Source organism: Merdimonas faecis (assembly GCF_001754075.1).
Taxonomy (GTDB): domain Bacteria; phylum Bacillota; class Clostridia; order Lachnospirales; family Lachnospiraceae; genus Merdimonas; species Merdimonas faecis.
This window is the reverse complement of record NZ_MIEH01000011.1, coordinates 1-14,919: the sequence shown is the minus strand read 5'-3', so window position 1 is coordinate 14,919 and position 14,919 is coordinate 1. Positions and strand designations below refer to the sequence as shown.

The 14,919-nt window shown below is 43.3% G+C and carries 15 protein-coding genes; all 15 read left to right on the top strand.

Going from position 1 to position 14,919, the window contains the following annotated elements:
- The first annotated feature begins 29 nt into the window (after positions 1 to 29).
- Positions 30 to 437 (top strand): PrgI family protein, encoded by a 408-nt coding sequence (locus BKD12_RS05390; RefSeq protein ID WP_070088304.1) that lies wholly within the window; start codon positions 30 to 32, stop codon positions 435 to 437.
- Positions 388 to 2,751, top strand: a complete 2,364-nt coding sequence (locus BKD12_RS05385) for a VirB4-like conjugal transfer ATPase, CD1110 family (RefSeq protein WP_070088303.1) — start codon at positions 388 to 390, stop codon at positions 2,749 to 2,751. The genes BKD12_RS05390 and BKD12_RS05385 overlap by 50 nt, the downstream gene beginning before the upstream one ends.
- A gap of 68 nt (positions 2,752 to 2,819) precedes the next feature.
- Positions 2,820 to 3,227, top strand: a complete 408-nt coding sequence (locus BKD12_RS05380) for a DUF6075 family protein (protein WP_070088302.1) — start codon at positions 2,820 to 2,822, stop codon at positions 3,225 to 3,227.
- Positions 3,228 to 3,239: 12 nt separating this feature from the next.
- On the top strand, positions 3,240 to 4,019 hold the full coding sequence (locus tag BKD12_RS05375) for a DUF6674 family protein (protein ID WP_070088301.1): 780 nt from the start codon (positions 3,240 to 3,242) through the stop codon (positions 4,017 to 4,019).
- Between the two features lie 16 nt (positions 4,020 to 4,035).
- Positions 4,036 to 4,815, top strand: a complete 780-nt coding sequence (gene srtB / locus BKD12_RS05370) for a class B sortase (protein ID WP_094078730.1) — start codon at positions 4,036 to 4,038, stop codon at positions 4,813 to 4,815.
- A gap of 29 nt (positions 4,816 to 4,844) precedes the next feature.
- The gene (locus tag BKD12_RS05365) at positions 4,845 to 6,629 is read left to right on the top strand and encodes a lysozyme family protein (protein ID WP_070088300.1); all 1,785 of its coding nucleotides are present in this window, start codon (positions 4,845 to 4,847) and stop codon (positions 6,627 to 6,629) included.
- 322 nt (positions 6,630 to 6,951) lie between these two features.
- Positions 6,952 to 7,575, top strand: coding sequence for a TetR/AcrR family transcriptional regulator (locus BKD12_RS05360; protein ID WP_070088299.1), 624 nt, complete (start codon positions 6,952 to 6,954; stop codon positions 7,573 to 7,575).
- Between the two features lie 84 nt (positions 7,576 to 7,659).
- Positions 7,660 to 9,345: an ABC transporter ATP-binding protein gene (locus BKD12_RS05355; protein ID WP_070088298.1), complete on the top strand. Its 1,686-nt coding sequence runs from the start codon at positions 7,660 to 7,662 to the stop codon at positions 9,343 to 9,345.
- Positions 9,346 to 9,353: 8 nt separating this feature from the next.
- On the top strand, positions 9,354 to 9,629 hold the full coding sequence (locus tag BKD12_RS16705; RefSeq protein WP_070088297.1) for a hypothetical protein: 276 nt from the start codon (positions 9,354 to 9,356) through the stop codon (positions 9,627 to 9,629).
- Positions 9,630 to 9,731: 102 nt separating this feature from the next.
- The gene (locus tag BKD12_RS05345) at positions 9,732 to 10,406 is read left to right on the top strand and encodes a response regulator transcription factor (protein WP_070088296.1); all 675 of its coding nucleotides are present in this window, start codon (positions 9,732 to 9,734) and stop codon (positions 10,404 to 10,406) included.
- Positions 10,394 to 11,581 (top strand): HAMP domain-containing sensor histidine kinase, encoded by a 1,188-nt coding sequence (locus BKD12_RS05340; RefSeq protein WP_070088295.1) that lies wholly within the window; start codon positions 10,394 to 10,396, stop codon positions 11,579 to 11,581. Before BKD12_RS05345 ends, BKD12_RS05340 begins: the two co-directional genes overlap by 13 nt.
- An 83-nt stretch (positions 11,582 to 11,664) precedes the next feature.
- Positions 11,665 to 12,729 carry an ABC transporter permease subunit gene (locus tag BKD12_RS05335; protein WP_070088294.1) on the top strand — a complete coding sequence of 355 codons (1,065 nt, stop codon included), beginning with the start codon at positions 11,665 to 11,667 and terminating at the stop codon, positions 12,727 to 12,729.
- 2 nt (positions 12,730 to 12,731) lie between these two features.
- Positions 12,732 to 13,400 (top strand): hypothetical protein, encoded by a 669-nt coding sequence (locus BKD12_RS05330; protein ID WP_070088323.1) that lies wholly within the window; start codon positions 12,732 to 12,734, stop codon positions 13,398 to 13,400.
- Positions 13,401 to 13,405: 5 nt separating this feature from the next.
- Complete coding sequence (locus tag BKD12_RS05325) at positions 13,406 to 14,281, top strand: ABC transporter ATP-binding protein (RefSeq protein ID WP_070088293.1); 876 nt, start codon at positions 13,406 to 13,408, stop codon at positions 14,279 to 14,281.
- A 109-nt stretch (positions 14,282 to 14,390) separates the two neighbouring features.
- The gene (locus BKD12_RS05320) at positions 14,391 to 14,804 is read left to right on the top strand and encodes a winged helix-turn-helix domain-containing protein (RefSeq protein WP_242872713.1); all 414 of its coding nucleotides are present in this window, start codon (positions 14,391 to 14,393) and stop codon (positions 14,802 to 14,804) included.
- The last annotated feature ends 115 nt before the right edge of the window (positions 14,805 to 14,919 follow it).

The following is a 14,919-nucleotide window of genomic DNA, read 5'->3' as shown; positions in this document are numbered from 1 at the left end:
AGAAATTTTCAGATAAAGGAGGTCATCATTTGGAGATCAAGATCAACCGGGAAATCCGGGAATACACGGAGGCCATGTATTTTGGCCTGTCACTCCGCCAGTTTATCTGTGCGGTTCTGGCCTGCGGCGTTGCTGTGGGCCTTTATTTTTTGCTCCGTCCCCATATGGGGATGGAAACCGTCAGTTGGGTTTGCATGTTGGGAGCGGCTCCCTTTGCGGCCATTGGCTTTATCAAATATCACGGAATGACCGCAGAGAAATTTCTGTGGGTATGGATCAAGAGTGAGATCCTCATGCCGAAGTATCTGGTATTCCATCCGGAGAACTTATATTACGAGCTGACAAAAGACGAGATCAGAAAACAGGAAAAGGAGGCGATGGGAAAGCATGTTAAGAACACTAAAAACCGTCATGCGGCAGGACAAGGAGAAGTTTAAGATCCCGAAGAGCGTACAGCAGGCGATCCCGATCCAGACCATCTGGAAAGACGGGATCTTTCTGGTAGGGAAAAACAAGTATGCGAAGACGTACCGGTTTACAGACATTAACTTTGAAGTGGCGTCCGAAGAAGATAAGAAAGCCATGTTTCTGGAGTATACCAATATCCTCAACTTTTTTGACTGCGGAGCGACCACCAAGCTGACTGTCATTATCCGCAGGCTGAACAAAGAGGAACTGAAAGAGGCAGTCTTTATCCCGAAGCAGAATGACCGTCTGGATAAGTACCGGGAGGAAGTCAACGACATGCTTATGGAAAAGACAGTGGGAGCCAACGGCATGATCCGGGAGCTGTATGTGACAATCTCTGTATATCGGAAAAACGTGGAGGACGCAAGGAATTATTTCCTGCGTACCGGAAACGGGCTGATCTCCCATTTCAGCAACATGGGTTCCAAGTGCGAGGAACTGGACGCACAGGAAAAACTCCATGTACTGTACAGCTTTTACCGGGCCGGAGAGGAAAGTCATTTCTGTTTTGATCTGAAAACGTCCGCAAAACTGGGGCACAGCTTTAAGGACCATATCTGTCCGGATACGATGGAATTTGAAAAAGATTATTTCAAAGTAGGGGAGCGGTATGGCAGGGTGCTGTATCTGAAAGACTATGCTTCCTATATTTCTGATGAAATGGTGTCGGAGTTTGCGGACATCAACCAGAACATGATGATCAGCATTGATATTATCCCGATCCCCACAGACGAGGCGGTCAATGAGGCGCAGAACCGGCTTTTGGGCGTGGAAACAAATATCACGAACTGGCAGCGGCGGCAGAATGCCAACCAGAACTTTTCCGCTACCGTACCCTATGACATGGAACTGCAGAAAGAGGAGAGCCGGGAGTTTTTGCGGGATTTGACTACAAGGGATCAGCGGATGATGGTGGCTGTCGTGACTTTCATGCACACAGCGGAGAGTAAGAAACAGTTGGACGCAGATACCCATACCATCCTGTCTCTTGCGAGAAACCGGATGTGCCAGATGGCAGTGCTGAAATTCCAGCAGATGGACGGGATGAATACAGCACTCCCGATCGGCGTGAGGAAGATCGACAGCATGAGGACGCTGACTACGGAAAGTTTAGGCAGCCTGATCCCCTTTAGGACGCAGGAAGTCATGGACAAAGGCGGGATCTACTGCGGGATCAATGCGATCTCCCACAATCTGATCTTAGTAAACCGTGGGCTTCTGCTCAATCCGTCCGCTTTTATCTTAGGCGTACCCGGAAGTGGAAAGTCCATGCTGACCAAAATGTTTATCCTGCTGATCATCCTTTCCACCTCAAAAGATCAGGTGCTTGTGTACGATCCGGAAGGGGAGTATGAACCATTGGTGCAGGCGCTGGGCGGCGTGAGCCTGCCAATCTGTGCCGGAAGTGATATTCACTTGAACGCTATGGATATGGTAAAAGGCTACGGCGATAAGAACCCGGTTGTGGATAAATCCCAGTTCGTCCTTTCTCTGTACGAGCGGATCACGGACGACCGCTATGTGATCGGGCCGAAAGAAAAGAGTATCCTTGACCGCTGTGTGGAGCGTGTGTATTCCCGAAAACGCCAGTATGAAATCCCGACCTTCTTTACACTGCGCCGGGTGCTGCAGGAGCAGGACGAGCCGGAGGCGAAAGACCTGGCGCTGATGTTGGAACTGTTCACGGACGGTACGCTGAACAATTTTTCCCATCCCACCAACATTGAGACGGAAAACCGTCTGATCAGCTTTAATACACGGGGCATGGTGGAAGATATGAAAGACCTGGGGCAGCTTGTGATCACGGACCACATGATCAACCGGGTATCCCAGAACTGGGAGAACGGTGTGAGAACCCATATCTTTCTGGATGAGTTCCACACGCTGCTGCAGCATAAGTACAGCGCAAACTTCTTTGACAGCGCCTACCGGCGGTTCCGTAAAAGAAACGCATGGACGACCAGTCTGACGCAGAACGTGGAATATGTGTTGGACTCCCTGACCGCAAGGACCATGCTCTCCAACTCGGAATTTATTGTCATGCTGAATCAGTCTGCTTCTGACCGGGAGCAGTTGGCAGAGCTTCTCCATATATCCGGGGAGCAGATGAAGTATATTACAAATGCCAGAGCCGGAAATGGCCTTGCAAGGATCGGCAGCGCCCTGGTTCCGTTCTATAACCAGATGAGTAAGAACTCTGAGATCTATAAGCTGATGTCCACAAAACCAGAGGACTTTGAGAAAACGTGGGGCAGTCCGGGAGACGGGCTTCCGGAATCATAATACAATCAATTTTAGCAGTCTGTGAGGAAAGAGATTTCCCGCAGGCTGTTTTCTAATGGAGGGATCATATGAAAACAATCCGATTTGAATCAAAGGAACACGAAAATTTCTTTTATTCCATGCTGAAAAGAACCGGGAACACGGACAGCTATCATCAGGCGTTTTTCTACTGTGTGGGGATTTCCGACACTACCAGAAGAAACGTGGAGCGGATTTTTGACTTTAAGCAGGGGCATATCCGGCCGGAGGGCCTGCATGAAGGGTGGCAGACCGGCGGTTCCATCCGTCTGACGAGGCTTGCATTCAATCTCTGGAACGGATACGCAGAAAAGGGGGATGAGCGGATGTCCACCCCGTATGAGATTTTTGACTGCGGGTACGCTCCCTACTTCTTTGAGGCGATCCGATTGAAATATCCGGATTACTGCAGGGAACTGCCTGCCATGAAACCGCAGACCGCACAGAGAGAGCGATAGGAGGGAGCACAGATGGAGACAGCAAGAAAGACGGCTTTGATGGAACAGCCGGAGATCGTGGAACTGTTCCGGGTGCTGGAAGGAAACGGACTTACAAAAGAGCAGAAGGAAGTGGAATCCCTTGTAAAATATCTGGACGGAATGGAAGTCCAGTTTGGACAGGTGCTGGAAGAATTGCGTGATGTGAAGGAACAGTTATCCCAGATCCAGGACGGAGGCGTGAAAGCGTCCGTCCTGCGGATCGCGGAACAGGCACAGGGAAAAGTGCAGGAAGTGGGCGGACAGTTAAACACGGTGCGGAAAAATCTGATCCAGTCTGCCAAAAGTGCTTTGCAGACATTTAAAGAGAAAGGAAAGGAAGATCTGCAAAAAGCCGTATCAGCCATGAAGATTCCGTCCGCTCTTGCCCGGATACAGGAAGGACTTCACAGGGCGGTGGAGAGCATGAACCGGCAGGCGGATAAAATGGAAGTCTTAAACGGGGAACTTCACGCTGCAGGCGGACACATCAAAAACGTGGGCAGGATTTTCCGGGGGAAAGAGCAGAAGAAAGTTGAACCACAGGCCACAGACAAGGGGATCACAGCAAAGATCCGCAAGTCATTTTTGACGATCAGCGGCAGGCTCTCCAGTATGGAGCAGACCACAGAGAACCTGCGCCGGCGTCTGGAACAGTTCGTGCAGAAGGAGAAAAAGAAACCGTCCGTGAAAGTGGAACTGAAAAAGCTGAAAGAGGAGAAGAAAATGGTTCCCCAGTTGCCGGTTCCGGTCAAACAGCAGGCAAGAGAATAAGGAGGAGAATTGCAGAATGAAATATCAGAAGATCAAAGGGAAATGGTATCTGGCAGGACTGGCGGTATGCGTCCTGCTGTTTGGCGTATCGCTGTTTCAAGTGATCACCCATTATGCGGGCGCACAGAAAGCGGAGGAAGAATTTACCAAACTGGCAGAGATCGTGGAGCAGACAGAAGATACGCCGAAGGAAGAACCGGCAGGAGAGGAAAAGGAAGTTATCTCTCCCTTAGAGCGGTATGCCGAGCTGTTTGCCATGAATAATGATATGGCCGGATGGATCAGGATTGCGGATACACCGATCAACTATCCGGTCATGTATACGCCGGACAACCCGGATTATTATCTGAAACACAATTTTTACAAGGAATCCAGTGCTTATGGTGTTCCCTATATCGCAGAGCATTGTGATCCGATGGAACCCAGCGACAATGTGATTATCTACGGACACCATATGAATAACGGTTCCATGTTCGCCGGACTGATGGACTATGAGGATCGGGATTTCTATGAGCAGCATAAAATTGTCCATTTTGATACACTGACGGAAACCGCCGAATATGAAGTGATCGCAGTATTCAAGACAACGGTCTATGACGATACCGGATTCAAGTTCTATCTTTTTTCTCATGCAGAGACGGAGAAAGAGTTCACGGACTATGTGGAGCAGTGCAGGGAACTTGCCCTTTATGATACGGGAGTGACCGCAGAGTACGGAGACAAGTTGCTTACCCTGTCCACCTGCGAATATTCCAATACCAATGGCAGGCTTGTGGTTGTAGCAAAGAAGATCTGAAAATCCCATATCCGAAAGGAGGGCAGGCGATGGGAAGAACGATCAAAACCCGCCACGTCCAGAAGGATATCAAAGTATTGGATAAAACCGTGACAGCGGCGGAGCATATGAAAGGGGCCTATATCCGGACAAGAGACAGCGCAGAACAGACACAGGTCAAGGAACAGGGAAATCCCGTAGGCTATGCCGAAGATCAGGTCATGGAAAAGGGGGAGAGAGCCGCTCGTGGAACGGTTCAGCAGACAGGAAAACAGGGGGAAAAGGTAATCCATGCTGTCCGGGAAAAGGGCAGAGCAAAAAAAGAGGCAGAGGCTTTCCGGGAAAAGAACGGAGAGCCTTCCGCCTTTTCTTTTTCGTCCGGTACAGAAAAGACTTACCAGCCGAAAGAGCAGATGAAAAACCGGGCAGGAGTGCAGACTGGGCGGACAGTCGGAGAGCAGGCGGGAAAGAAAGGAGCGCAGATCCGGGAACTTCCAAAGCAGACGGTAAAAACGGCTGAACGGGGAGAGAGAACAATCAAAACAGTTAATGCTTCTGTGAAAACTTCCGGGAAAGCGGCAGTAAAAGGCACAGGTCGGACAATCAAAACAGCGGAACGGACCGGGCGCAGCGCAGTCCGGACTACGGAAATGGCTGCCAGAACTGCAGGACAGGGAGCAAGGGCTGCGGTAGTGACCACGCAGCGGACGGCAGTTGCCGCAAGACAGGCAGCGATTGCCGCAGTGCAGACTGCAAAAGCGGCGGTAAAAGCTGCCGCAGCCGCAGTAAAGGCAGTCATTGCAGCTACTAAAGCGCTTGTCTCTGCTATCCTTGCAGGTGGCTGGATCGTGGTGCTGATCCTTGTAATTGTCATTCTATTTGGAGCGCTGTTCAGCATGGTGGGAGGAAGTAACTCCAGTACCGTTACTCCTGTCAGCGCTGAGGTGGAGGCATACGAGCCGCTGATCCGGCAGTATGCCAGACAGTACGGGATTGAGGAATATGTGGAACTAATTAAAGCGGTCATGATGCAGGAAAGCGGCGGGCAGGGGACTGATCCCATGCAGGCGTCCGAGTGCGGATATAATACCAGATACCCCAATACGCCAAACGGGATCACAGATCCGGAGTATTCCATTGATGTAGGTATCCAGAACCTTGCGGCCTGTCTGCGGGAGGCGGGCGTGGAAAACCCGGTGGATATGAATCATATAAAGCTCGCCCTGCAGGGATATAATTATGGGAACGGGTATATTTCCTGGGCGAAAGAGAATTACGGAGGATACACCTATGCCAATGCAGTGGAATTCTCTGAAATGATTGCGGAGCGGAACGGTTGGAGCAGTTACGGGGATAAGGAGTATGTATCCCATGTGCTGCGATACTATGTGTTTGGGCGTATTCCTACGGGAACCGGAAGTCAGGCGATTGTGCAGGTGGCGTTGACGCAGGAAGGCAACGGAGGAGACACCTACTGGAGCTGGTACGGATTTGCACAACGGGAGGAATGGTGCGCCTGCTTTGTAAGTTGGTGTGCTGATCAGTGCGGGTATATTGAGGCAGGAGTGATACCAAAGTTCTCCTTATGTTCTGCGGGTATGGAATGGTTTGAGAGCCAGGGCCAGTTCATGGATGGAAGTTATGTTCCTGCTACTGGGGATCTTGTTTTCTTTGATTGGGAAAATGACGGCAGTATTGACCATGTGGGAATTGTAGAAAGCGTGGTAGATGGAAACATCTATACAGTGGAAGGAAACAGCGGAGATAAAGTGGCCAGACGGAGTTACCCGATTGGATATGGACAGATTGTGGGATACGGAGTTCCGGCATATTAGAAAAAAGAATGGCGGTACGCTGCTGTTACTTCGATAAAGTTTAACGCCGGGTGCAGGGGCAGCAACCCCTATATCCGGCGTTACCTTATGGGATTCCATACGCATTTAGAGGCATTTTTGGTAAGAATTAAATAATCTGCTTCTACATTACCGACTTACCGAAAGAGTCTTGAAGTAGTGGATTTCATTATCTTAAATGCAGAAGATGGAAGTAAAAAATTCCAGTTCGTTTTTTTGCAGATATATTTTGTGTAATATATTGACATACATGCACCCTGCATGATACTCTATACATGCAAGGTGCATGTATGGAGGTGAAAATTTGCCACGAAATAAATATCCAGAAGAAACTGTTCAAAAAATACTAGATGCTTCTTTAAAACTTTTTTTAGAAAAGGGATATGAAGAAACAACGGTATTAGATATTATAAGCGAAATGGGAGGACTGACTAGAGGAGCTTTTTACCACCATTTTAAATCAAAGGAAGAAGTCTTTGACGCTTTGTGCGAAAAACTTTTCTATGAAACTAATCCTTTTGAAAAAGCCAAAAGTCATAAAGAATTAAATGGATTGGAAAAATTAAAATTTGTCTTAAAAACCTCATTTGATGAAACGGAACATCATCAATTAAGTATGGCTTCAATGCAACTCATGGGAAGTCCAGCTTTTTTGAAAAAATTGGTTGAAAGTAATCAAGAGTTGGCTCCTATGTATCAAGAATTGATAGAAGAAGGAATAAAGGACGGCTCTATAAAAACAGAACATGCAAAATTACTGGCAGAGCTATTTGTTCTTTTAACTAACTTCTGGTCGATACCTACTATATATCCAATGACAACAGAGGAAACATGGGAAAAATTTTTAATGATTAAAGAAGTCATGGACAAATTAGGACTTCCAGTAATCGACGATGAAATCGTTGAACTATGCAAAGAAAATGCATAGGGAAAATAAGATTGTCGAAAGACAATTTTATTTTTTAACAATATACATACATACAACATGTATAATTTATAAAGGAGACCAGATATGAAATTCTATATTAAGCAAAATAAAGTTTTATTTGTCGCAACTATTTTAGTAAGTGTAATTGCTTCTTTAGGTTATGTGTTTATGGCTATACTCTTACAACAACTATTAGACATAGCCGTGGGAAAAGATATGCAACAATTTATAAGAATGGTATTGTTTTCTATTTTTTATTTTGCTGTACTGGGGATATTTCTATATCTTCAATCTTTACTCAGCAAAAAAGTGATATGTAAAATCATTCGTCAAATTCGTTCTGATGTATTCCGAGGAACAGTTAATCACAGTATAGAAGATTTCAACAAGAAGAATACTGCTGATTATATTTCTATTATTACAAATGATGTAAAAATGATAGAAGATAACTTTTTGCTTCCTCTTTTTGAAGTAGTTCAATATGCGGTTATTTTTACTGCGTCATTCTTGTTAATGATTTATTTTGACATTATCGTTACTATTTGCGTTATAGTAGCGATTGCTATAATGTTTCTTATTCCTAGTTTTCTGGGAAATTCATTGGAAAAAAGGCAACAGAAATATTCCTCAAAACTAGCGGATTTTACAGTTAGTCTAAAAGATATTTTGTCTGGATTTGAAATTATTAAATCCTATTCCATGAAACGATATGTAGTTCAGCGATTTAACAAAGAGAATGAGGAAACAATCAGCTCTAAATACAGTGTCGATAGATTGCTTGCATTAAATGAGGGTGTATCTTCTTTTCTTGCTCTTATGGTTCAGATAGTTGTTTTATTTTTATCTGCCTATTTCATTATCACGGGACGTATAACAGTAGGTACATTGTTAGGAATGGTACAAGTAAGTAGTAATTTAGCTAATCCTCTTATGATGATATTTACCAATGTTCCAAAGATAAAAAGTATACAGCCTATCGTTGAAAAATTGCAGAGTATCTCTAAATATTCATTGTCACATTCGCAAAAAGAACACATCAGTTCATTTGATTTTTGTGTTTGCACAAAAGACTTAGGTTTTTCCTATGATAAGCAAAAAGAGGTTTTAAATAAAATAAATTGTACTATTGAAAAAGGGAAAAAATATGTTGTTGTGGGAAAAAGTGGTTGTGGGAAAAGCACCCTTATTAAATTATTAGCGGGCTATTATTCTGATTATGCAGGTACAATCAAATACGATAATAGGGAGTTAGATTTACTTGATAGAAATGATGTGGCTCAACTATCTTCTATAATTCATCAGAATATTTATATGTTTGATGAAACTATACATGACAATATATGCCTACATGAAGATTATCCAAAGGAAATGATTGATAACGTTGTAATTGAAAGTGGACTAGCTGAATTTATATCAGAGCTTCCAGAGGGATTATTGTATCAAGTGGGCGAAAATGGGTCTAATTTATCTGGCGGGCAAAAGCAAAGAATTGCAGTTGCAAGAGCTTTAATTAGAAACAAGCCGATTTTGATATTAGATGAGGGTACATCTGCTGTTGATATGCAAACTGCTTACGATATTGAAAGTAGATTACTAGAGGTGGATAATTTAACGCTCATAACAGTTACTCATAATTTAAAAGCAGAATTATTAAATAAATATGATGAAATCATTTATATGGAAAATGGAAGTATTAAAGAAAACGGAAGTTTTGAAGAACTTATCAATACAGGCTCTCACTTTTCTGAATATTTCCGATTAAAGGAGTAAACAACGATATGATAGGACTTAAAAAGCGAGATATGAAAACTATTTTAAAAGCTGGAGCAAAAGCCAGAGGATTATCGCTATCGGATTTCAAAGCCGAGATACAGGAAAATATTGACATCGCTGTGAATAGTCAAGACCCAGTAGTACAGGAACGTTTTAAAAAGTATTTTGGTAAAATTCAAAAAAGATATGAAATCTTTGCTACAATGTCAAGTGAAGAATTTAATAAGAGATATAGAAATGTTCAGGCTTCCGAAATATTCGTGTCATGCGATTACTGTTGATTTCATTTTCGCTTTGTTATATCCTTTTTACTGTAGTGATTTTATGGTTTGAATTTAGCTATCTATATGGATTGAATAATTATTGCTGATAAGGAGACAAAGATGAGTTATAAAATTTTAATCGCAGACGATGATATAGAGCTGGTTAAGATGTTGCGAACTTTCTTTGAACTTAGAAACTACATGATAATTACAGCATCCGATGGAGCAGAAACACTTAAAATGGTTGAAATGAAACCGGATATTATTTTGCTGGATATTAATATGCCCAGGGCTGATGGCATTGAAGTATGCCAAAGAATCCGTGATAAAGTATCCTGTCCAATCTTGTTTCTGACGGCCAGAGCTGATGAGCAGGATCGTGTAAACGGTCTTATGTCGGGCGGCGATGACTACATTCTGAAGCCATTCAGTCTAAAAGAGCTGGAAGCCCGGATTATTGCACATTTAAAACGGGAAGAACGTCATCAAAAAAAATCAACTTATCGTTTTCAAGGTGATTTGTCCATTGATTATTCTGCAAAAACCGTTCAGGTCAGTGGACAGGATATTGAACTGACAAAACTTGAATATGGAATTATAGAATTTCTTTCGATGAATCCGGGGACTGTTTACGATAAAGAACGGATTTATGAAAAAGTCTGTGGATACGATGGAGATGGAGACAGCCGGGTAATCACAGAACTCATCCGGCGAATTCGGAAAAAAATACAGAAGTACACAGATACGGAATATATTGAAACGGTTTGGGGGATGGGTTACCGATGGGGAAAATAAGAGATAAAGTAAGAAATCTTTCTGTTAGAAAGACTATTTTATTGTATTTAATTCTAAGCCTGCTCATAAGTTTTCTTTTATCAGCTTATATTGCATGGGCAGCCTCTAAAGTTCAGGAACAGATCTGGTGGAAATATACGGATGAAGATGCCTATTTTGCGGCAGTTGAAATGGCGAATAAAGGCTATCTGGCGCAGATTCCCCGCCCGGAAAGTTACGAAATGAGCCGCATTGATCATGGCATATCTGAAGTCTGCGATTTCCTGCAGACCTATTCCGTATTGGTATTCTCTGTTGTCGGCAGTTGTCTCTCCGTATTTCTTTTTTATAGAAATAAACTGAAAAAACCCATTGAGGAATTGGAGATGGCCTCACAGAGAATTGCGGACAATGATCTGGATTTTCGGATCACTTACGAAAACAGGGATGAGATGGGACATCTGTGCCATGAATTTGACCGTATGCGTGGGCAGTTGGAAGAAAATAACCGAAAGCTTTGGCGTATGATTGAAGATGAGCGGGAACTGCGCTCTGCAGTCGCCCATGATATTCGCTCACCGCTTTCTGTTCTGAAAGGTTATCAAGAAATGTTGATCGACTATTTACCAGATGGAACGATTGATAGGGAAAAGGCTGTGGAAATGCTGCAGGAAGGCATAAAGCAAATACGCCGCATGGATGTCTTTATTGATTCCATGCAAAAAATGAACAGTCTGGAACACCGGACACTGAAAGCGGAACAGATTTCTCACGCACAGCTTGAAAAAGACATCCAAAGAGAGCTGAATATTCTGGGGAAAGAAAAAAGAATCGATTTGTCGGTGTGTAAAACAGACGAAATATTCTGCGGGGATCAAGAAGTGATTATGGAGGTTTTGGAGAATTTATTATCCAACGCAATCCGATATTCCAGGGAGCAGATTGATATAAAAGTATCTCTGACTTCCGAACTGCTGACGATTTCCGTACAGGATGACGGAAATGGATTTCAGGAGGATGCTGAAAAAATAACCAGGGCTTTCCATCAAAAAAACATCAAAGACAGCCTGACGCACACCGGAATGGGTATGTATCTTGCCCGGCTGTACTGTGAGAAGCATGGCGGGAAACTGTTGTTAGAAAATGAGAAATTAGGCGGGGCCATTGTCACCGCTGTATTTCACCGGATTGCATAAGTGATCCGGTTTTTTCTGCCATTGTCTTTTTGTTGTGATTTAGCATTTACAATAAGAGCAACAAAAAGAAAGAGGTGACGCTTATGAAAGCAATTATACGGCGGGAAATTCTAAATTATCTGAAAAGGCCACTGTTCTGGATTGCCCTTGTAGTTGTGATATTTGGTGTCTTTCAGCAGTTGAAGCCATATCTGCATATCCATTACATCACATCAGAAGATGAACTGAAAAATGACTATCCAGAGACCGTTTATAAAGGCGAAGCTTTTGAAGGGTATATTCCTGTAACCACAGAAGAACACAGGGCGTTATGGGAAAAGACTATTCAAGAAAGTCTGATTGCCGATTTTGGCATGAACAATGAGGAGGCTTCAGGTGTCATTCAAGAAATGAGTGGGATGGAGATAAAAGAAGCTTGTCACTATTTAGAAGAGCAGTACGGTTATCATAGTGCCGATTTTACCTGGGAAGATACTGCTTACCGTAAAGGCACAATGGATGAAATCAATGCTTATATCAAGGAAGAACTGGAAGAACATCCATTTTCCTGGTACTTTTCCAGAAAATTTGCAGATTTTGCAGGGCTGTTTATGGGTTTTACAGCAACGATTCTGCTTGCCGTTCTCTTTATGCAGGACATGAGAAAAAATACCTATGAATTGTTGCATACAAAACCCATCAGTGCTACACAGTATGTCATCGGAAAAGTTGCAGGAGGCTTCCTGATCAGTCTCATAATTCTCGCAATATTAAATCTGGTATTCTGGGTAGCCTGCATGATTTGTACCAGCGGTAACGGCTTTGAGATACGACTGACTGACTTTCTCCTGGCAACCTGCCAGTATATTTTGCCGAATATGCTGATGATTGTATGTGTATATACTATCGTAGCCCTTTTGTTTAAAAATCCGCTTCCTGCGGTTCCCCTTTTATTCCTGTATATGATTTACTCCAATATGGGAAGCCAAAATGCGGAAGGTGTTTACGGATACTACGGGCGGCCGCTGGCGATTATGGTTCGTTTTCCAGGGATGTTTTTTGATGTGACTCCGCCGCCGATGGCAATGGTAAACCAGATCTGTCTGCTGATTGCTTCTGCAGGAATCATTCTCATTGGAATACAGATTTGGAGGAGGCGAAGAATATGATAATGACAGAAAGAAAGATCAGTCTCCCGGCATATAAGCTTGCATATGCTTTCAGCTTTATTGTGATATTAAGTCTGATCCGTGGTATCATTTTTTCTTATGAAATTGGTGTTGCAATGGAAGCACCCATGGCCATACTTGCTATGGTTTTCTGTGCGGACACTTATACACAGGAAATTACCTCCAAGCGATCAGAGATACACCGTTTATGTTCCATGAAAAGACGTCTTTCTTCCATTGGGATGCGGATGGTGGTACAAGAGATTGCCCTTTTTGCATTGAGTGCTATTGGTTACGGTATGTTTTATGTCTTTCAACATCCGCAGTCCCTTTATAAAGCCGGACAAAGCACAGAATCAGAACTTCAGATGTTTTTCATATTTTTAGTGGCAATGGTGGTAACTCTGTGGTTTTGGGGCATCCTGTCAAATCTTCTGGCTTGTTTGTTCCGAAATATGTGGGCAGGTATCGGATGCGGTATTGCCCTTTGGCTTGTAACAAATTCCACTTGGGGCGAAAAAGTGCTAGATAACTGGAATCTGTTTTCTTATGCCTTTCGCAATGTAATGGACAGCCAAGATTTTGGATGGCTATATGGCAAAGTCCTGTGTCTGCTGTTATGCGTATTGATGACACTTTTGATGCCGAAAATAATCAAGAAAAGAGGTTGAAATATATGAGTATTAAAATCAGTGATCTAACGGTAACATTTAAGAATAAAGTAACTGCGATTAACCATGCCGATCTGGAAATACCTAATGGAGTATTTGGCCTCCTGGGAGAAAACGGGGCCGGAAAAACTACCTTAATGAGAGTTCTTACCACCGTTCTTGCGCCCACCAGTGGTACGGTAAGTATGGACGGAATCCTGTATTGTGAAGGGAATTACCCGAAAATCCAGCGTCAGATTGGCTATCTTCCACAGGAGATTGACTTGTATCCCAGCCTAACGGTTCAGGAATGTCTGGAATATATGGGGGATCTTGCCGGTGTACCGAAAGAGGAATGCCGGAAGCGCATCCAGTATTATCTTGAGAAAACCAGCCTGACAGAGCATCGGAAGAAAAAAATGAGACAACTTTCCGGCGGAATGAAGCGAAGAGTTGGTTTGGTACAGGCGCTTTTAAATGAGCCAAAATTCTTGATCGTGGACGAACCGACAACCGGACTTGATCCGGAAGAACGAATCCGCATCCGAAACCTGTTGGTTGATTTTTCAGAAAACAGAACAGTTCTTTTCTCCACTCACGTAGTAGAGGATCTGGCAGCGGTCTGTAATCAGCTTGCCGTTATGAAAAAGGGTCAGTTTTTATATGCCGGAAGTATGAAAGAATTGGTTAGAGCAGCCAAAGGGCACGTTTGGATTTGCCGGCTTGGTGATGAAGTACAGGCACGAGAAATTGAAAAAAAGTACCATATCTCATCTAAGCAACTATCTGAAGATGGCGTGCAGATAAGATTAATCAGCGAAAAAATGCCTAATATAGATTGCGTTCCTGTGGAACCTACATTGGAGGATGCGTACATTTATATTTCCGGACAACAAGCATAAATCAGTTCATCTTTCAGTGCAACAGTAAGAAAGCTCCTCCGATTAAATGAGAGAGGCTTAGAAAAGACAAAAAGCAAAAATTAAGAAAGAAGGAGTTATTATAGGACGATTGATTGTCGCAGAATTTAAGGATAGTGAAACACGTCCGTTTGATGAAATCATGGAAGTGTTTCGTAAATATACAGATTTCCCAAAATATGAGGTAGACTACACACCTACAATATCTTTTCCCGATCTGGAAATATATCCAGATCAAAGGAAGGTATATTGTGGAAAGCAGGAAATATCTCTAACTGCAAAGCAATTTAACTTGTTGTACTATCTTGTTGCTAACGAAGGGAGGGTTCTTACATACGAACAAATATATCAAAATGTATGGGGCAATTATGTGCAGGATATAGAGAATAATACTATTGGCTCCCATGTATGCAAATTAAGAGAAAAACTATACAAAGCCTGCCCGGATCGGCAATTCGAGATCCGGTGTGTGCGTGAAGTAGGGTACTGCTTCGAGGCAAAGTAGGATATAAAACAGTCTGATCTTGACGGTTAGGCTGTTTTTTATTGTCATAATTTGCGATTTTTTTATAGCAAATATCGGTATATCGTAGTTAAAACGTAAGCGCCAAATAGGTTCT